The 19,066-nt window shown below is 73.3% G+C and carries 15 protein-coding genes and 1 riboswitch; of the genes, 5 read left to right on the top strand and 10 right to left on the bottom strand.

Annotation, left to right across the window (positions count from 1 at the left end):
* Positions 1–12 precede the first annotated feature (12 nt).
* Entirely contained in the window at positions 13–1,116 is a 1,104-nt protein-coding gene (locus PV796_RS07055; protein WP_274912055.1) for an NADH:flavin oxidoreductase/NADH oxidase, read from the bottom strand.
* 197 nt (positions 1,117–1,313) lie between these two features.
* Between PV796_RS07055 and PV796_RS07050 the strand changes: the two genes are divergently transcribed.
* Positions 1,314–1,703: an ArsR/SmtB family transcription factor gene (locus PV796_RS07050; protein WP_274912054.1), complete on the top strand. Its 390-nt coding sequence runs from the start codon at positions 1,314–1,316 to the stop codon at positions 1,701–1,703.
* 22 nt (positions 1,704–1,725) lie between these two features.
* Here the strand turns inward: PV796_RS07050 and PV796_RS07045 are convergent, their stop codons facing one another.
* Positions 1,726–3,099 (bottom strand): FAD-dependent oxidoreductase, encoded by a 1,374-nt coding sequence (locus PV796_RS07045; RefSeq protein WP_274912053.1) that lies wholly within the window; start codon positions 3,097–3,099, stop codon positions 1,726–1,728.
* Between the two features lie 139 nt (positions 3,100–3,238).
* Here PV796_RS07045 and PV796_RS42280 point away from each other — a divergent pair, with 139 nt between their 5' ends.
* Positions 3,239–4,048 carry a DUF6214 family protein gene (locus tag PV796_RS42280; protein ID WP_274912052.1) on the top strand — a complete coding sequence of 270 codons (810 nt, stop codon included), beginning with the start codon at positions 3,239–3,241 and terminating at the stop codon, positions 4,046–4,048.
* A 100-nt stretch (positions 4,049–4,148) separates the two neighbouring features.
* On the opposite strand, the gene PV796_RS07035 is transcribed toward PV796_RS42280, so the two are convergent.
* From PV796_RS07035 to PV796_RS07025, 3 genes are all read right to left on the bottom strand, one after another.
* Entirely contained in the window at positions 4,149–4,796 is a 648-nt protein-coding gene (locus PV796_RS07035; protein ID WP_274912051.1) for a TetR/AcrR family transcriptional regulator, read from the bottom strand.
* A gap of 216 nt (positions 4,797–5,012) precedes the next feature.
* Complete coding sequence (locus tag PV796_RS07030; RefSeq protein WP_274912050.1) at positions 5,013–5,747, bottom strand: MgtC/SapB family protein; 735 nt, start codon at positions 5,745–5,747, stop codon at positions 5,013–5,015.
* A gap of 60 nt (positions 5,748–5,807) precedes the next feature.
* Complete coding sequence (locus PV796_RS07025) at positions 5,808–7,475, bottom strand: NRAMP family divalent metal transporter (protein ID WP_274912049.1); 1,668 nt, start codon at positions 7,473–7,475, stop codon at positions 5,808–5,810.
* 296 nt (positions 7,476–7,771) lie between these two features.
* Positions 7,772–7,942: riboswitch (M-box (ykoK) riboswitch) on the bottom strand.
* Between the two features lie 155 nt (positions 7,943–8,097).
* On the opposite strand from PV796_RS07025, the gene PV796_RS07020 reads away from it, so the two are divergent.
* The 3 genes from PV796_RS07020 (at position 8,098) to PV796_RS07010 (ending at position 14,683) form a co-directional block, all read left to right on the top strand.
* A complete protein-coding gene (locus PV796_RS07020; protein WP_274912048.1) occupies positions 8,098–8,877 on the top strand; it encodes a hypothetical protein in 780 nt (259 codons plus the stop codon).
* A 446-nt stretch (positions 8,878–9,323) separates the two neighbouring features.
* A complete protein-coding gene (gene pls / locus PV796_RS07015) occupies positions 9,324–13,283 on the top strand; it encodes an epsilon-poly-L-lysine synthase Pls (protein ID WP_274912047.1) in 3,960 nt (1,319 codons plus the stop codon).
* The gene (locus PV796_RS07010) at positions 13,280–14,683 is read left to right on the top strand and encodes a M1 family metallopeptidase (protein WP_274912046.1); all 1,404 of its coding nucleotides are present in this window, start codon (positions 13,280–13,282) and stop codon (positions 14,681–14,683) included. Before pls ends, PV796_RS07010 begins: the two co-directional genes overlap by 4 nt.
* 55 nt (positions 14,684–14,738) lie before the next feature.
* On the opposite strand, the gene PV796_RS07005 is transcribed toward PV796_RS07010, so the two are convergent.
* The 5 genes from PV796_RS07005 to uriH form a co-directional block, all read right to left on the bottom strand.
* Positions 14,739–15,383: a class I SAM-dependent methyltransferase gene (locus tag PV796_RS07005; RefSeq protein WP_274912045.1), complete on the bottom strand. Its 645-nt coding sequence runs from the start codon at positions 15,381–15,383 to the stop codon at positions 14,739–14,741.
* A 137-nt stretch (positions 15,384–15,520) separates the two neighbouring features.
* Entirely contained in the window at positions 15,521–16,003 is a 483-nt protein-coding gene (locus PV796_RS07000) for a DUF5709 domain-containing protein (RefSeq protein WP_274912044.1), read from the bottom strand.
* Between the two features lie 91 nt (positions 16,004–16,094).
* Positions 16,095–16,511: a DUF2795 domain-containing protein gene (locus tag PV796_RS06995; protein ID WP_274912043.1), complete on the bottom strand. Its 417-nt coding sequence runs from the start codon at positions 16,509–16,511 to the stop codon at positions 16,095–16,097.
* 171 nt (positions 16,512–16,682) lie between these two features.
* Positions 16,683–18,119, bottom strand: coding sequence for a uridine transporter UriT (gene uriT / locus PV796_RS06990; protein ID WP_274912042.1), 1,437 nt, complete (start codon positions 18,117–18,119; stop codon positions 16,683–16,685).
* Entirely contained in the window at positions 18,116–19,063 is a 948-nt protein-coding gene (gene uriH, locus PV796_RS06985) for a uridine-preferring nucleoside hydrolase UriH (RefSeq protein ID WP_274912041.1), read from the bottom strand. Before uriH ends, uriT begins: the two co-directional genes overlap by 4 nt.
* Positions 19,064–19,066 lie beyond the last annotated feature (3 nt).

Below are 19,066 nucleotides of genomic sequence, written 5' to 3'. Positions count from 1 at the left end.
TGTCGGCGCAGGTCAGACGGCCCGGTGGTACTGCGGCGGTACGTGCACGGCGGCGCCGAGCTCGCGGGCGGCGTGCTGGGCGAAGCTGGGCGAGCGCAGCAGCTCGCGGCCGAGCAGCACCGCGTCGGCCTGGCCGTCCGTGACGATCTTCTCGGCCTGCTGGGCCTCGGTGATCAGGCCGACGGCGCCCACCGCGAGCCCGGCCTCCTTCTTGACCCGCTCCGCGAACGGCACCTGGTAGCCGGGCCCCACCGCGATCCGCGCGTCCGGGGCGTTGCCGCCCGAGGAGGTGTCCAGCAGGTCGACGCCGTGCTCCTTGAGGTCGCGGGCGAACCGCACGGTGTCGTCGGCGGTCCAGCCCTCGCGGTCGTCGCCGTCGTCCTCGCTGAGCCAGTCGGTCGCCGAGATCCGGAAGAGCAGCGGGAGTTCGTCGGGCCAGGCCGCCCGCACGGCGTCCACGATCTCCAGCGCCAGCCGGGTGCGGTTCTCGTAAGAGCCGCCGTAGGCGTCGGTGCGGCGGTTGGTGAACGGGGAGAGGAACTCGTTGACCAGGTAGCCGTGGGCGCCGTGGATCTCGACGACCTGGAAGCCGGCGTCCAGCGCCCGGCGGGTGGTCGCCGCGAACTCCTCGACGATCGTGGCGAGCTGCTCCGTGGACAGCTCGGCGGGGGCGGTGTGGCCGTCGTCGAACGCCAGCGGGCTCGGGGCGACCGGCTGCCACCCGTACCCCTCGCCGGGCCGGATCGGGGCGCCGCGGTCCACCCAGGGCCGCTCGGTGGACGCCTTGCGGCCGGCGTGCGCGATCTGGATGCCCGGGACGCTGTTCTGGGCCTTGATCGCGTCGGTGATCCGGCGGAACGCGGCGGTCTGGGTGTCGTTCCACAGCCCGAGGTCGTAGGGGCTGATCCGGCCCTCGGGGCTGACCGCGGTCGCCTCCGTCAGGATCAGGCCGGTGCCGCCCGCCGCCCGGGCCACCAGGTGCTGGAAGTGCCAGTCACCGGGGGCGCCCTGCTCCGGTCCTTCGGGGGCCGCCGAGTACTGGCACATCGGCGCCATCCAGAGGCGGTTCGGGATGGTCAGCGCGCGGAGGTTGAGGGGCTCGAAGAGTGCGCTCACGGCAGGCTCCTGTACCTGGACGACGGAACGGCGGGGCGGGGGCCCGACGGGACCCCGCTCATACGATAGGCGTCGTAGTACGGCAGATGTCAAACTACGACGGCCCTCGTACAATGGCGTGGTAAAGGCCGCCGCCACCGGGGAACACCGCGGGCGGGCGCGCCACAGCCCACTGGATCCGCAGGTCAGGAGCGGTCATGTCGCCCGAAACACCCGCTGCCGGGGCCGCCTCGGGCGCCCGGTCGCTGCCCCATCCGTCCCGCGAGGACATCCGGCTCGCCCAGGTGCTGCACGCGCTCGCCGACCCCATGCGGCTGCGCATCGTCTGCGTGCTGGCCGCCGCCGACGACGAGTTGAACTGCGCGGACATCGAGCTCCCGGTCAGCAAGTCGACCTGTACGCACCACTACCGGGTGCTCCGCGAGCACGGCGTGATCCAGCAGGTCTACCGCGGCACCGCCAAGATGAACGGCCTGCGCCGGGACGACCTCGACGCGCTGTTCCCCGGTCTGATCGACGGCGTCCTGCGCGCCGCCGGCCTCCAGGACCGTCGCCTCGGCGAAGCGCACGGAAGCGAAGCGCACTGAACGAGCCGGCGTCCGCCCCGACTCAGCGCCCCACCATCGTCGACCGCGCCGCTCGCAACAGCCCGTCCCAGTCGGCCAGCTTGACCGTGCCGCGCCCCAGCCCGCGCCCCCGCTCGGCCTCCGCCGCCTCGATGGCCAACCAGCCGCGCCAGGGCACCGGCCGCGCCCCGGCCCGCTCCAGCGCCGCCACCGGATCCGTCGCCACCGGCCGCCGCGCCAGCGCCGCCGCGTCCGCCAGCAGCGAGGTCGCGGTCTCCTTGGCGCACGGCCGGTTGGTGCCGATCACCCCCGTGGGGCCGCGCTTGATCCACCCCGCCACGTAGACGCCCGGATACGGCGCGCCGTCCCTCAGGACCCGCCCGCCCGCGTGCGGCACCGTCCCGGTCGCCTCGTCGAACGGCAGCCCCGGCTGCGGCAGCCCCCGGTAGCCGACCGACCGCAGCACCAACTGCCCCGCGATCTCCTCGTGTTCACCGGTCCCCGTGACCCCGCCCCGCGCGTCGGGCGCGGTCCGCTCGAACCGCACCGCCCGCACCCCGGTCGCCGGGTCGCCGAGGATCTCCACCGGCCGCAGGAAGAACCGCAGATGGATCCGGCGCGCCCGCCCCGTCCCCGCCGCCCGCTCCACCGGCCGCTCGGCCCAGTCGCGCAGCACCTCCACGTTGCGCCGCGCCGGGGCCGGCAGCGCACCGGGCTCCCGGTACCCCGGATCCAGCGCCAACTCCTCGGGCCGTACCACCACTTGGGTACCCGGCAACGCCCCCAGCTCCCGCAACTCCTTGGTGGTGAACTTGGCCTGCGACGGCCCCCGTCGCCCCACCATCCACACGTCCTCGACCGAACTGTCGGCCAACGCCCCGAGCGCCTCCTGCGGCATGTCGGTCGCGGCCAGCTCGGCGGCGCCCCGGGACAACATCCGCGCCACGTCCACCGCGACGTTCCCCACCCCGATCACCACCGCCGAACGCGCCGTCAGGCGGAAGCCGTCGGCCGCCGCATCCGGGTGCGCGCTGTACCAGGCGACGAAGTCGGTGGCCGGATGGCTGCCGGGCAACTCCTCCCCGGGGACGTTCAGATGTCGGTCCGTGGCGGCGCCCACGCAGAACACCACCGCATGGAACATCTCCCGCAACTGCGCGAGCCCCACCCCGCCCCCGCCCACCTCGACATTGCCCAGGAAGTGCACCCGGGGGTGCTCCAACACCGTCCGCAGGTTGTTCTGCAGCGACTTGATCTTCTCGTGGTCGGGCGCCACGCCGTACCGCACCAGTCCGTACGGGCACGGCAGCCGGTCCAGGACGTAGACGTCGAGGTCCGGGACGGCCTCCTGTCCGACCAGGGTCTGGGCGGTGTAGACACCGCTCGGTCCGGAACCGATCACAGCGACACGAAGCACGGGTGGCCCCTTCCGCGGAGTACCCCCAGGATCGCACCCGGGAGCGTGCGGCGGGAGAGCTGCGCTATCGGGGTTGCTCCCGGTCGGATGAGCGTGCCGCGCCCCTTGGCCGGGTGAGCTGGGGGCTAGGTTTTTGTTTGTGTCGGAAAGTGAGTTTTATACCGATAACCACCGATATAAAGCGCAAGGCGGGGCATCGGAGTGGCCCGACTGGGAGCTTCAGGCGCACGGTTCGGCCGCGTCCGAACTCGGCCCCTGGTTCAGCGCTCGCCTGACCTTCCCCCACGGCGCCCGGATCGACGTCCTGGTGACCGCCACCGGCGACCACCTCACCGTCGAGGACGTCCGCGCCGACCCGCCCCTGACACTGGACGCCCTGGCCGCCCTCGCCCACTGGATCGAGGGCCCGCTCGACGACGCGTGCCGCGCCGCCACCGGCCGCCCACCGAAGTCCGCGCCCGCCTCCGAGGCCCCCGCCGCGCCGGAAGGCGGCGACGGCCCCGCCCGTCCCCGGGAGGCCGACCCGCATCCGCCACCGGCGGGCGAGGTCGTCCACGGCGAGGGTGCCCTCTGCGGTACGGGCGCGGGCACGGAACCGCGGGCCGGCACGGCGGACGGGGCGCCAGGCGGGGCGGCGAGCGGCGCGACGGTCGAGGCGGCCGCCGACGAGCCGTCCGGGCCGGCAACTGCCGCCGACGGTAGGTCAGAAGCGGACGCCACCCCGGACCGGGAACCGGACGTCGCGGCCCGCTCCACCGTCCTCGTGCGCTCGCGCGCCGGCGAACGGCGCAAGATCGCGGCGGCCGCCTACCGCGCGGCCCAACAGGAAGGCCAGGACCCCGTCCTCGCCGTCATGAACGCCACCGGTCGGAACCGCCGTCGAGCGCTACGGCTGATCGCCGGCGCCCGCGACGCCGGACTGCTGACACCGCGCCACAACAAGCGCTAGGTGCGGCGGCAACGGGCCCTGGATTACCGGCCGTTCGCGCCCTCGCGCCACCGCGTCGCCTCGCCGCGAACCGGCCCCAATCCGCCCGGATCGCCCCGTGCTACGCGCCGGGGTGCCCGCGCGTCGTCGACCCCTCGGGGGGCCGTTCGCCCGGTGGTACGCCCATCTCCCAGTCCAGTCCGTACCGTTGGAACAGCTCGGCGCGCAGCCGGACCCGCGGCATCGGCGCCCCCGGGAGCAGCATCGGCACCACCGAACCCATCAACAACGCCCGCAGCATCGGGTAGTCGGTGTCCGGATCCGCCGACCCGTATGCCACCACCGTCTCGCGCAGCAACTGGGCCAGCCGCTGCTGCTCGGGGCACTGGATGAAGCCCGAGGCGGTCAGGATTCCGGCCATGTGCGTCCGCATCAGCAGCGGTTCGTCGTGTGCCAGCCCCAGGATCGCGTCGACGGCCCGGGCCAGCAGCTCCCGTCCGGCCGCCGGCCCGGTCGGCCGCGGTGCGCGCTCCAGCGCGGCCTGGAGGGTGCGGTGCATCAGCCGGTGCACGGCCGACTGCAGCAACTGGTGCTTGCCGGGGAAGTAGTACGAGATCAGACCGCGGGCCGCCCCCGCGCGCTGCGCGATGTCGCCAAGCGTGGTCGCGTCGTAACCGCGCTCCCCTACCAGCTCGACCGTCGCCTGCAACAGACGCTCGCGGGAGCGCCGTCGCAATTCTTCATTGACCGATGCGCTGCGGGGGGACATGCTGTAACTCCTGCGTTGACTGGCTGAGAGCCAGTATACTCAGCACAGGTCGGAACCCCCGCCCGTAGGGTCGGGGGAGCCGGCTGAGCTGCCTGATTCGGGCGACGCGGGGGATCGTCCGAATCGGGAAGCGTTGAGGGCCGGAACGGCCGTTGTGCACTGCGTGGTTGGCAGTTGCGCGGCGGGCGTTCCGGCCCTTTGTGGTGGTGCGGCGGGTCAGGCCAGGGCGCGTGGGGCGGGGGCGGCGACCTCGGGGTCGTCGAGGTGCCAGTGCAGGTCGCGGACGTCCGGCTCCAGGGAGAGGCGGGCGATGACCTGTTCCAGGGCCTGGGCGAGGTCGCCGGAGACGGCGGCGGTGGCGCGGATGCCGGTGGTGTCCTCGGCGTCACGGCTGGCCCGCAGGCTGATGGGGGTCAGGCCGGAGGCGCTGAGCGCCTGGAGCAGCAGGGCGCGGATGTGCGTCTCGGCCTTGCGCTCGCAGACCACGTGCACGGTGGCGTGCACCGCCTCGTCGGGGTCGGACCCGGAGGCCGGCGCCCGGTCCAGCAGCCGGCCGGCCGGGCGCAGGACGAGGTGGACGCCGAGGACGGCGAGGGTGCCGATGGCGGCGAGTTCGAGCCGTCCCGAGGCGGCCAGCACGCCGACCGCGGCGGAGCACCACAGGGTGGCGGCGGTGTTCAGCCCGCGGACCCCCGCGCCGTCGCGGAGGATCACGCCGCCGCCGAGGAAGCCGATGCCGGAGACGACGTACGAGGCGACCCTGGTCGGGCTGCCGGAGTCGCCGACGGCGGTGCTGTAGAGGACGAAGAGGGTGGCGCCGGCGGCGACCAGCGCGTTGGTGCGCAGCCCCGCCATGCGGGCCCGCCACTGGCGCTCGACACCGATGAGCGCTCCGCAGGCCACGCCGGTGGCGAGCCGGATCACGAAGTCGACGAGGGACAGGGAGTGCATGGCAGCGCCTCCTTTGGGGCTGGTGGGGTGTGGCGGGCAGGGGTGACGGCGGCCGAACGGTCAGTGGCCGAGGGCCACTTCGACGACCTTGATGATGACCAGGACCATCGCGACCAGCAGATAGGTCCGCAGGGCGGTCAGGCCGACCTTGTGGCCGGTCGAGAGGACCGGCTTGGGCAGGGTCTCCAGCGGCGGCATCCGCCAGTCGTCGCGGCCGGTGCGGTCCACCGGCCGGCCGCCGCGCGCCCAGCCCTTGCGGCGGCGCCGCAGCTCCGCGTACCCCAGCGCCAGCACCCCGGCCGCGCCGCAGCCGGCCATGATGCCGAGGATGGCGGAGGCGCCGATGTCCGGGAAGAGCACGGCGGCGGTGAGGATGACCGAGAGGGTGACCAGGACGCCGACGACGGCGGCCGTGAAGGCGTTGGTGCGGCGGCCGTTGACCCACGGGCCGAGCACCGTGCGGTCGTTGCACAGCAGGAGCAGGAAGACCGACGCGGACGGCAGCAGCACCCCGGCCAGCGTCTGCACGCCCTCGGTGAGCAGGCCGAGCGGGGAGCCGGGGATCAGCACGATCGCGGCGGCCGCGGCGACCAGCCCGGCGTAGACGGCGTAGAAGCCCTTGGCGCCGCCGATGCCGCGGTGCAGGGAGTGCTTGATGCCGAAGACATCGCCGATGGCGTAGGCGGTGGACAGGGAGACGGCGAAGGCGCCGATGATCGAGGCGTCGAGCAGGGCGATGGCGAAGAGGACCCCGGCCAGTTTGCCGGCGTGCGCGGCCAGGCCGTGCGCGATGCCGGCGGTGTCGGTGAACGCGCCGACGCCGTGGGTGCCGGCGAAGGCGGCGGCCGTGCACCCCATCAGGGCGGCGCCGCCGATCACCACGATGGCGATGCCGATCCACAGGTCGGCCTTCTCGTACGACATGAAGCGCGGCGTGATGCGCTTGTCGATGACGTAGGACTGCTGGAAGAAGAGCTGCCAGGGGGCGACGGTGGTGCCGACGATGCCGATGATCAGCAGCATCACGGTGGACAACTGGCCGGCGCCGCCGGGGAGATGGGGGACGACGAAGTCGTGGGCCATCTGACCGGTGGACGGGTGGACCATGAAGTAGAGCGGGACGAGCAGCAGCGAGGCCGCGCACAGTCCGATGGCGATCCGCTCGAACCGCCGGAACGATCCGGTGAAGGCGGAGGCGATGATCACGGCGGCGGCCAGCACCACCGCGCCGACCTTCGGCAGGCCCAGGTAGCCGGCGGCCAGCGTGATGCCGATGAACTCCGTGACCAGGGTGAGGGCGTTGAGCAGGAAGAGGTCGATGACCGAGAACGCGCCCCAGAACTTCCCGAACCGCTCCAGGATGAGCCGGGCGTGCCCGACCCCGGTGACGGCGCCGAGCCGGAGCACCATCTCCTGGTTGACGTAGAGCACCGGCACCAACAGGAGCAGGGTCCACAGCAGATGCGTGCCGTAGTTCTGGCCGGCCTGGCCGTAGGTGGCGAAGGCGCCGGCGTCGTTGTCGCCGACCATCACGATCAGGCCCGGGCCGACGATCGCCAACAGGGTCTTGAGCTTGGCGGACAGGCCCCGGCGCGGGGCGGTGTCGTCGTGCCGGATGGTGCCGAGCGCGCCGCGGATGTCGCCGATGTGCGCGTCGTCGAGGACGGCGGTGGGCGGCGCCGTCGGGGGCGCGGCGGGGGCCGTGGGGCGGATGGTGGTCTCGGTCATGGCTACCTCCCAAGTGCCCCTTGAAGGGGCGGAGTTGGGGGCACGCTGCAGCCATCCTCCCTGCGCGGGCGCGCAGCACGACCTCCCGTGCCGGCGGCGGGCCGTACGGGGCGTGATGCGGCGGGATGCCGCGCAGGGAAGGTGGTTACCGCGTGCCGGAAGAATGCGAGGGCAGGCGGAGCAGGGGCCGTTGATGGCCCGGACTACTGCATTCCATGTCTCTCGCCTCCTTCCGGTCGGGGCGCCTGGGTGCGCCGTCGTCGATCCGGTAAGGAGCGGACCAGTCGCCGTCGACTGGTTCACCCCCACTCGTCAGAGCTTTGGCACGTCACGGCGTAGCCCCGTGCGGGGCAGCCACCTGGGGTCACCCCTTGGGCCGGGGAGACCTGTCCTGATCCGGAGCGTCTCTCGACGGGTGGGATCAGTGGCCTGTGTCCGTGACGACGCCTCACCGAACGAGGTGACCGCTGTCAAAACCTCTAGGAGCTTAGACCTGCCGGCGGAGGTACTTGCGCGGAAGTGCAAGTTTTTGACCGACTCTTAACCAAGCGGCCACCTTTGGATCCCGCCGCCCCGGCCGAGCCGCTGGACACCGCCCGGCTCCCGGGTGAGCATGATCCGCATGTCCGAGCACCCCCGGCCCGACGAGGCGGGCGACCGCGGCACCCCGGCCGAGCGACTGGACCTCATCGAGGCGCTGTTGGCGCCGGCGGTGGCGGGGTGGGACGAGGCCGGGCGGCGGCTGCGGCCGGCCTGGCGACGGGTCACCCGCGGCGAACCCCGCTGGCCGTCGACGCTGGCGGTGCTGGTGGCGGTGGTGCTCCAGTGGCGGCTGCCGGCGCGGCTGGCGATCCATCCGGGGTGGCTGCTGCCGGGGCTGGAGACGGTGCTGCTGCTCGTCCTGGTGGCGGCCGACCCGGTCCGCATCGAGCGGGCCTCCCGGCTCTACCGGTGGGCGGGGCTGGCGTTGATCGCGTTGATCAGCGCGGCGAACGGCTGGTCCGCGGTGCACCTGGTGATCGGCCTGGTGCGCGGCACGGAGGGCGAGGACGCCGCGGCGCTGCTGGCCACCGGCGGCGCCATCTGGGTCACCAACGTCCTCGCCTTCGCGCTCTGGTACTGGGAGTGGGACCGCGGCGGACCGGTCGCCCGGGTCCATGCGGTGCGCCGCTACCCCGACTTCCTCTTCCCGCAGATGGCGACGCCGGCGCTGGCCCCGGAGCACTGGGAGCCGCAGTTCGCCGACTACCTGTACCTGTCCTTCACCAACGCCACCGCGTTCAGCCCGACCGACGTGATGCCGCTGACCCGTTGGGCGAAGCTGCTGATGCTGTTGCAGTCGGCGGTCTCGCTGCTGACCGTCGTGCTCGTGGTGGCCCGCGCGGTGAACATCCTCAAGTGACGTGCCGTCAGGCGTCGTTGGCGGCGAAAAGGCTGCGGCCCGGTGTGTGAAGGTCGCGTTGCGAGGGTATGGCGACGTCATGACGGGGTGATGAGACCGCCGTGAGAAGACGATGAACATGTGCGTGAAGATGCAAATACTTGGCGAAGCCTTGACCGCGCGGGCCGTGACCAATCGATGATGCGTCTCTGACCTGCGGTTTTGTCTCACGGCGTTGAAGATCCCGAAAACAATCTCCGCCCGGAGTCAATTCTTTCCCACGTCATGGTTGGGCTCCGCGGTCGGTTTGCCCGTGCGGCCTGCCCAAGTGGCCCGCCGGGGCTTTCACAACGTGTTCGAATACTGGATTGGGGTGCGCGACCGGCGAACCCGTGCCTGGTCAGCGGCATCTGTAGGGGCGAATGTCCGAGGGTCTCCACCCACCGGCACCGAACAAAGGCATATCGATGTCGTCGCCCCTTCTCGAATCGTCCTTCGAGCCGTCAGAGCCCGCGGCTCCGCGGGCGGTATACCGCACCGCCGGCACCCCCGCCCCGCGGACTCTGCTCGACGTGCTCGACGCCACCGCCGCCGCACACCCCCAGGCGCTCGCCCTGGACACCGGCGCCGAGGCGATCACCTACCACGACCTGTGTAGCGAGATCGAACGACGCGCGCGACAGCTCCGGCAGCAAGGGATCGGCCCCGGTGACCGGGTCGGCGTGCGCGTGCCGTCCGGAACCGCCGAGCTGTACCTCTCGATCCTCGCCGTCCTGCGCAGCGGCGCCGCATACGTACCGGTCGACGCCGATGACCCCGACGAGCGGGCCGCCACCGTCTTCCGGGAGGCCGCCGTCTGCGCCGTCCTCGGCCCGGACGCCCCGCCGCTCGGACTGGCCCGGCCCACCGGGGCGCAGCGGCCCCCGGCCCCCGAGGACGACGCCTGGATCATCTTCACTTCGGGTTCGACCGGCGCGCCCAAGGGCGTTGCCGTCAGCCACCGTTCGGCCGCCGCGTTCGTCGACGCCGAGGCCGGCCTCTTCTGCCAGGACCGGCCGCTGGGCCCCGGCGACCGGGTGCTGGCCGGGCTGTCCGTCGCCTTCGACGCCTCCTGCGAGGAGATGTGGCTGGCCTGGCGGAACGGTGCCTGCCTGGTCCCCGCCCCCCGCTCGCTGGTCCGGGCCGGCCACGAGCTCGGCCCGTGGCTGGTCGAGCGCGGCATCACCGTGGTCTCCACCGTCCCCACCCTCGCCGCGCTCTGGCCGGACGAGTCGATGCACCGGGTCCGCCTGCTGATCGTGGGCGGCGAGTCCTGCCCCGCCGGGCTCGTCGACCGCTTCGCCGGCCCCGGCCGCGAGATGTGGAACACCTACGGCCCCACCGAGGCCACCGTCGTCGCCTGCGCCGCCCGCCTCCAGCCGGGCCAACCGGTCCGCATCGGCCTGCCGTTGGAAGGCTGGCAGCTCGCCGTCGTCGACCGCGAGGGCCGGCCGGTGTCCTACGGCGAGGAGGGCGAGCTGATCATCGGCGGCGTCGGCAACGCCCGCTACCTCGACCCCGTCAAGGACGCCGAACGGTACGTCCCCGACGACGTCCTGCAGACCGGCCGCGCCTACCGCACCGGCGACCTGGTGCGCGCCGAACCCGAGGGCCTGCTCTTCGTCGGCCGCGCCGACGACCAGATCAAGCTCGGCGGCCGCCGGATCGAACTGGGCGAGATCGACGCCGCGTTGGGCGCCCTGCCCGGCGTCCGCGGTGCCGCCGCGGCCGTCCAGACCACCCCGGCCGGCACCCAGGTCCTGGTCGGCTACGTCATCCCCGAGCAGCGCACCGGCGACGGCTCCAGCTTCCAGCAGGACAAGGCCCGCGCGCTGCTCAAGGAGAGACTGCCGGCACAACTGGTGCCCGTCCTGGCCGAGGTCGAGAGCCTGCCCACCCGTACCTCCGGCAAGGTCGACCGCAAGGCGCTGCCCTGGCCGTTGCCGTCCACCCCGGCCGACAACGACCCCGGAGGCGCGGCCCCGGCCCTGCACGGCACCGCCGCCCGCCTCGCCGGCGTCTGGGAGGAACTCCTCGGCGTCCGGCCCGGGTTGGACAACGACTTCGTCTCCCTCGGCGGCACCAGCCTGGTCGCCGCCCGGATGGCGTCCCAGCTCCGGGCCCACCACCCCGGCGTCTCCGTCGCCGACCTCTACCGCCACCCGGTGCTCCGCGACATGGCCGAGCACCTCGACTCGCTCGGCGGCCCGGTCGACGAGGCGCGCCCGGTCCGCCCGGTCCCGCGCCGCGCCGCCGCCGTCCAACTCCTCGTCCAGACCGCCCTGTACGGCGTCGCCGGGCTGCGCGGACTGGTCGGCCTGGCGCTCGCCGACAACGTGCTCGGGCTGCTCGCGCCGCAGGCGTGGGCCCCGCACACCGCCTGGTGGCTGGTGATCGTGGGCTGGGTGGTGCTCTTCAGCGCCCCCATGCGCTGCGGGATCGGCGCGGCGGCCGCCCGGGCGCTGGCCGGCTCCATCAAGCCCGGCGCCTACCCGCGCGGCGGCGCCACCCACCTGCGACTGTGGACCGCCGAACGCACCGTCGCCGCCTTCGGCGTCCCCTCCCTGCTCGGCACCCCCTGGGCCCGGCTCTACGCCCGCGCCCTGGGGTGCACCACCGGGCGCAACGTGGCCCTGCACACCATGCCGCCGGTCACCGGCCTCGCCGAACTCGGCGACGGGTGCAGCGTCGAGCCCGAGGCGGACATCTCCGGCTGGTGGCTGGACGGCGACACCCTGCACATCGGCGCGGTCCGCATCGGCGCCGGTGCCCGGGTCGCCCATCGCAGCATGCTGATGCCCGGCGCGGTCGTCGGCCGGGACGCCGAACTCGCCGCCGGCGGCTGCCTGAGCGGTGAGATCCCCGACGGCGACCGGTGGACCGGCTCCCCGGCCCGCCCGGCCGGCGCCGCCGAGCGGATCGCCGGCACCGCCTGGCCCGCGCCCCGCTACCGGCGCTCCCGCCGCTGGACCGCCGCCTACGGGCTCACGCTCCTCGGCATGCCGCTGCTCGCCCTGCTGACCGCCGCCCCCGCGCTGGTCGGCGCGTACTTCCTGGTCCGCAACAGCGGCACGCTCCCCACCGTGGCGGTCCGCCTGCTCGTCGCCGCCCCCGTCTTCGCGATCGTCACCACCCTCTGCTCGATCCTGGTGACCGCCGCGACGGTCCGGCTCCTCAGCCGCGGTCTCACCCCGGGGCTGCACCCGGCCAGCGGCGGCGTCGCCTGGCGCGCCTGGCTGATCACCCGCCTCCTCGACGGCGCCCGCGGCAGCCTCTTCCCGCTCTACGCCAGCCTCGGCACCCCGTACTGGCTGCGGTTGCTCGGCGCCAAGGTCGGCAAGCACGCCGAGATCTCCACCGTGCTGCCGCTGCCCTCCCTGCTGCACGTCGAGGACGGCGCCTTCCTCGCCGACGACACCCTGGTCGCCCCCTTCGAACTCCGCGGCGGCTGGCTGCGGTTGGGCCCCGTCCGGATCGGCCGCCGGGCCTTCGTCGGCAACTCCGGCATCGTCGACCCCGGCCACGACGTCGCCGACCACAGCCTGATCGGCGTGCTCTCCAACGCCCCCGCACAGGGCGAACCGGGCTCCTCCTGGCTCGGCCGGCCCGCGATGCCGCTGCCCCGGGTGGCGACCCAGGCCGACCCGGCGCGCACCTTCGCGCCGCCGCGCAAGCTGGTGCTGGCCCGGGCCGCCGTCGAACTGTGCCGGGTGCTGCCGCTGATGTGCGCAGTGGTGCTCGCCGAGGGCGTGTTCCTCACCGAACAGGACGCCTTCACCAACGGCGGCCTCGGCCTCGCCGCGCTGATCGGCGCCCCGCTGCTGCTGCTCTCGGGCCTCGTCGCGCTGCTCATCACCACCGCGGCGAAGTGGCTGCTGGTCGGCCGGTTCACGGTGAGCGAGCACCCGCTGTGGTCCTCGTTCGTCTGGCGCAACGAGCTCTACGACACCTTCGTCGAGTCGCTCGCCGTGCCGTCGATGGCCGGCGCGTTCACCGGCACCCCGGTCCTCAACTGGTGGCTGCGCACCCTCGGCGCCAAGATCGGCCGCGGGGTCTGGCTGGAGACCTACTGGCTGCCGGAGACCGACCTGATCACCGTCGCCGACGGCGCCAGCGTCAACCGCGGCTGCGTCCTGCAGACCCACCTCTTCCACGACCGGATCATGCGGCTGGACACCGTCCGCCTCGCCGAGGGCGCCTCGCTGGGCCCGCACGGCATCGTGCTCCCCGGCACCGAGGTCGGCGCCCGCGCCTCGATCGCACCGTCCTCGCTGGTCATGCGCGGGGAGAGCGTCCCCGCCCACACCCGCTGGGCCGGCAACCCGATCGCCGGCGAACGCCCGACCCGTCCCGCCGCGGCCCGCGCGAAGGGGGGTGCGGCCGCGTGACCCGATGCAGTCGGCGCGCCCTCATCCGAGGCGCCGCCCTGCTGCCCCTCGCCGCGACGGTCGCGGACGGCCCCGGCGGACCGTTCGCCGACCGGTACTTCCCGCGCCACGGCACCTACGCCCACGACACCGTCTCCTACGACCTGCACCTGGCCTACCGCCCCGCCGACGGCGGTCTGGACGGGCGGGCCCGCATCGAGGCGGTGGCCAACCAGCCCCTGGACCGGGTGGAGTTGGACCTGTCCCGGCTCTCCGTGCACAGCGCCCGGATCGACGGGACCCGGGTCCGCAGCCGCCAGCAGAACGGGAAGGTGTACCTGGAAACCCCGCGCTCGCTGTCCACCGGCACCCACTTCACCGTGGACGTCGGCTACCGCGGCCGGCCCAAGCCGGTGCGCTCCCCGTTCGGCCCGATCGGCTGGGACCGCACCGGCGACCCGCACAACGGGACGATGGTCGCCTCCCAGCCACTGGGCGCCCCGTCGTGGTTCCCGTGCAACGACCGCCCCGACGACAAGGCCGCCTTCACCTTCCGGATCGGCGTCCCGCCCGGCCAGCACGCGCTCGCCAACGGCACCCTGCTCGAACGCCGGCGCAGCGGACGGCACGAGTGGTGGACCTACCACCACCCCGGCCCCATGGCCCCGTACCTCGCGGCGCTCTACACGGGCCGCTTCCGGCACGACAGCGACACCGTCCGGCCCGGCGCGGACCACCCGTCGATCGCCCTGCACAACTCCTATCCCACGTGGATGGCGGAGGAGGCGGCCCACGACCTGGCCCGCCAGCCGGAGATGCTCCGGGCGTTCAGCGCGCTCTTCGGCCGCTACCCGTTCGAGGCGTACGGCGCGGTGGTGGTCGACGCCGAACTCGCCGCGCCGGTCGAGAACCAGACCCGGTCGGTGTTCGGCAGCAACCACATCGACGGTCGGCGCGGCTCGGAGACCCTGGTGGCGCACGAGATCGCCCACCAGTGGTTCGGCAACAGCGTCAGCCTGCGGGACTGGCGCGACATCTGGCTCAACGAGGGCTTCGCCACCTACGCGGAGTGGCTGTGGTCCGAGCACATCGGCGAGGACTCGGCCGACGAGATCGCCCACCACGAATGGCGCGCGCTGCGCGGCCGCCCCCAGGACCTGCGGATCGCCGACCCCGGCCAGCGCCGGATCTTCGACGACCGGATCTACGTCCGGGGCGCCTGCGCCCTGCACGCGCTCCGCCGGGCCGTCGGCGACCAGCGGTTCTTCGAGGTGCTCCGCGGCTGGCACGGCGCCCACCGCGGCGCGAGCGCCGGCACCGCGGCGTTCCTCGCGCACGCCGAACGCACCGCCGGCGGCCGGGCCCGCCCCCTGCTGCACCTCTGGCTCTACGAGAAGCCGCTGCCCACGCTGGCGGCCTGAGCGGGCCCGCCCCCGGTGGCGGACGGCACCCCCGTCCGCCACCGGCAGGGCGGCCTCAACTCCGGCGCCGCACCTTCAGCGCCGCGTCCGTCCGCTCGACCGGCCGCCCGTCCGGACCGGTCTGCTCCCGCACGAACTCCTCGCTGAGCTGCACCTCCCACGCGTCCGCGGACAGCGCGAGGGCCGCCAGCACCTCGTCGGGCGTCGGGAACTCCTCCGCGGTGTGCTCGGGGTCCTGCTCCCACGGGGGCGGCCCGGCGTGCCCGACGACCAGCAGCGTTCCACCGGGCGCCACCGCCGCCGCGGCGGCCCGCAGGATCTGCGCGCGGAAGATCTCGCCGGGGTGGTGCAGGAACTGCGCCGACACCAGGTCGAAGCCGCCCTCGGGGAACGAGGCGGCCAGGTCGCGCCGCTGCCAGTCGACGCGGTCGGCGACCCCGGCCGCCGCGGCATGCCGGGCGGCCCGCTCCAGCGCCACCCCCGACACGTCGACCGCGGTGACCCGCCAGCCCTGTCCGGCCAGCCAGATCGCGTCCGCGCCCTCGCCGCACCCCAGGTCCAGCGCCGTCCCCGGGGCCCGGTCGGCGACCTCCCGGACCAGGACGACATTGGGGTTGCCGCTCCAGATGCGGTCGCTCTCGGCGTACCGCGCGTCCCAGAACTCCTCGTCGGGGACGGTCGTGCCGCTGTCGTGCGTCATGGATGTGCTCCTCTTCATCCGGTCACGACGAAGCCTCGGCCCAATCGGGCCGAGGCGGCAAAGACCGTTGCCGAACCGGCAACTCGTGAGCGTTGTCCCCGCTGGTTGTCCCCGCTGGCCGTCCCGTGGCGGCTCCGTCAGATCTCGCCGTCGAACGTCCCGCCGACATCGTGGGCGATGTGTACCGCGGCCTCCTCGGCGGACGCCGCGCCCCCGTCGATGCCGACGTCCCGGGCGACGATGTCGTTGCTCCCGCCGCCGCGCCAGAAGCCGTCGTCGGACGAGACGATCCGCCCGGCCCGCTCCTCGCCGACCTGGTCGTCGTAGGGCTCGCCGGCGCCGCCCGGCAGGTCCCCGATCCCGTCGCCGTCCGGCGCGCAGACGTCCGGAAGCTCCAGGGCGAGCCGGTGGGCCAGGGACTCACGGTCGTGCTGCTCCTGCGCGGTGCAGCCCTCGTGGTTCACCACGAACGGGCGCTCCGGCGGCGAGTATCCGGTGTCCAGCGCCTCGTCGAGCCCCGGCTCGTCCAGGGCGTCCTCCATGTCGAGGTCGTTGGGGTTGTCCTGTGGATCGGATCTGGGCGGCTGGTAGACCTCGTCGCCCATGGCGTCGTCGGACATCGCCGCCCTCCTGTTCTCTCTCCGCCTCCGCGTGGGGTGCTGTGTGGGGTGCCCGCTACGGCAATTGTCCGCCTGCCGGTGTCCCCCGTCCTCAGGAGCGCCGGTCCTCGGTGCCCAGTCCCAGGGACTCGGCGATGCCCTGCACATTGCCGTACCGGTGGTGGGTGGGGAGCTGCTCGGCCATCGTGACCAGGCGGTCGGGGGCGTGGTTGCTGCGCAGGGTGCGGATGATGTCCTGGCGCTCCGCCGGGTAGACGCTGCGGCCGAGGTACTGCGCGAGCTCGGAGCGCAGGCCGACATCGCGCTCGGACATCCCGTGCGGGGTGCCGCCGCGGTAGACGCTCTCCGGCGACGGCGCCGCCATCGGCTGGTCCTCGCCGGGCGGCTCCAGCTCGCGGTTCTCGTCCGCGCGCAGCGAGCGGTCCGCCGTCATCTGGCTCCGAAGCTGCTTCTTCATCATGTCGTCCCGGGCGGGACCGGTCTTGTCCATACCGTGTTCCATGACCATCGCTGCCTCCGTTGCCTTCGGTTCCAGTCTCCCTTTTCCCTCCGGGCTGACAACACGGCGGCGGCGCGGTACGGACGCGGACGGCGGCACGGGCCGGAACGCGCGACCGCCCGCCGCCCCGGGCATCCGGGAACGACGGGCGGTCGATGCGCGACCCGCGGGGTCCTGGCCCTAGTCCTGGGCCTCGGCCGCCACCGGCTTGGGGATCAGGAACGACGTGCCGATGGCGAGCGCCAGGATCACGACGCCGGCGATCATGCCCGCGGTGTAGCCGCCGGGCGAGGTCGGATCGGCGGGCGCCAGCGCGGTCTTCACCGCGTACAGCGCCGCGAAGCTGAGCCCCGCGCCGAGGTTGAAGGCGCCCGCGTTCAGGCCGGGCAGGAAGCCGGGGTTCTCGCCGGGGGAGAGGACGATGCCGAGCCCGTTGAGGACGATGTTGGCGACGCCGGCGTAGGTGACGCCCACCAGCAGTGAGGTCACCAGCAGCAGCACGTGCGAGTGGCCGTGCATGGTCAGCAGCATCAGCACCACCGACGCCACGGCACCCACGAGCCCCAGCCGCAGGATCTTGCCGTAGCCGAAGGTCGCGGCCAGCCGGCCGGCCACCGGGCCCATCGCCAACCCGGCGAGCGCATACGGCGACAGCGTCCACCAGGCGGACTGCTCGGCCGACATCCCCAGGCCCGCCTGGGCGTCCTGGGCGAAGGCCGGGATCAGCCCGTTCATCACCGCGAACACGCCGGTCATGGTCAGCACCGTGGTCAGCAGCAGCGACCAGGTGGCCCGCTGCCTGAGGTGCCGGGTGGCGACCAGCGGATGTCCGCTGCGGTCCTCGGTCCGCCAGAACAGCGCGAACGCGGCGGCGGCCACCACGACCAGCACGGCGATCAACGCCCAGTTGGCGGCGGCGAGTTTGCCCGCCTCGTTCAGCGCGATCAGCAGCGCGCCGACCGAGACGACCAGCAGCGTCACGCCCGGCCAGTCCATCTTGGACGCGGCCGCGGCCTTGGACTCCGGGGTCAGGGTGGCCACCAGGGCGGTGGCCACGGCCGCGACGACCGCCATCGCCCAGAAGACCGACGCGAAGCCGTAGTGGTCGGCGAGGTAGCCGCCGGCCAGCGAATCGACGCCGGCGATACCGCCGTTGACCGCGGTGATCACGCCGAGCAGGGTGCCGTACTTCTTCGGCTCGTGGACCTCGACCCGCAGCATGATCAGGCACAGCGGGACCACCGGCCCGCTCACGCCCTGGATGATCCGCCCGGCGAACAGCATCGGGACGCTGGTCGCCAGCGCGGCGACCACACACCCCACGGCCATCAGGCCGAGCATCCCGGCCAGCACCCGGCGCCGGCCGAGGACGTCGCCCAGCCGCGGCAGGAACAGCGAGAACAGCGCCGCGGAGGTGAAGAACGCGGTCTGGGTCATGCCGATCTCGGCGGAGCTGGCACCGAGCGAGTCCTCGATGCTCTTCAGCGCGGGGCTGAGCATGCTGGCGTTGAGCTGGAAGGCGAAGCAGGCCGCCAGCAGCGCGGTGACCAGCACGCCCACGCGGACGCCGGACCCGCCCGAAACCCCGGTGGTGCGCGGTGCGGTGGAGATGTTCATGCGCGGCCTTCGCCGATCCGCTCCAGGGCGTCCACGACGAGGTTCCAGAACCGCTCGTGGTCCAGCTTGACCGCGACCTGGGTGTGACAGTCGGCCGGCGCCGGCGCACGGAAGTCGGTCACGGTCATGCCCAGGGTCAGCGCGCCGCGCAGCTCGATGTCGACCGGCGCCTTGCGGACGGTCATCACGCCCGGGTCGATGACGTACGCCACCGCGCACGGGTCGTGCACCGGCGGGAACTCGAAGCCCTGGTTCTCGCGGTACGCCTCGCGGAAGAAGTCCAGCAGCTCCAACACGAACCGGGACGGCTTCGTACCGAGCGCGGCGATCTTCGCCTCGACCTCCGGGGTGGCCAGCGCCTGGTGCGTGAGGTCCAGGCCGACCATGGTGACCGGCCACTTCTCGTTGAAGACGATGTGCGCGGCCTCGGGGTCGATGATGATGTTGAACTCGGCGACCGCGCTCCAGTTGCCCTCGTGGTAACCGCCGCCCATCAGGACGACCTCGCGCACCCGCTCGGCGATCCGGGGTTCCTTGCGCACCGCCATGGCGATGTTGGTCAGCCCGGCCGTCGGGACGATGGTGATCTCGCCCGGCTCGTGGGACATCACGGTGTCGATGATCAGGTCGACCGCGTGCCGGGGGTCCACCTCGAAGGCCGGCTCGGGGAGTTCGGGCCCGTCGAGCCCGGTCTCGCCGTGGATCTCGGGGGCGATCTCGACCGACCGGACCAGGGGGCGCGGGTTGCCCGCGGCGAACGGCACGCCGGTGATGCCGGCGATCGTCGCCACCGACAGCGCGTTGCGGGTCACCTTCTCCAGCGTCTGGTTCCCGACCACGGTCGTCACGGCGACCAGTTCGACGTCGGGGTTGCCGTGCGCGAGGAGCATGGCGATCGCGTCGTCATGCCCCGGGTCGCAGTCGAGGATGATCTTTCTGGCCAACGG

Origin of the sequence: Streptomyces sp. WZ-12, assembly GCF_028898845.1 — a bacterium.
Lineage (GTDB): Bacteria > Actinomycetota > Actinomycetes > Streptomycetales > Streptomycetaceae > Streptomyces.
The sequence above is the reverse complement of the archived record's forward strand: the minus strand, read 5'-3'. Positions and strand labels throughout refer to the sequence as shown.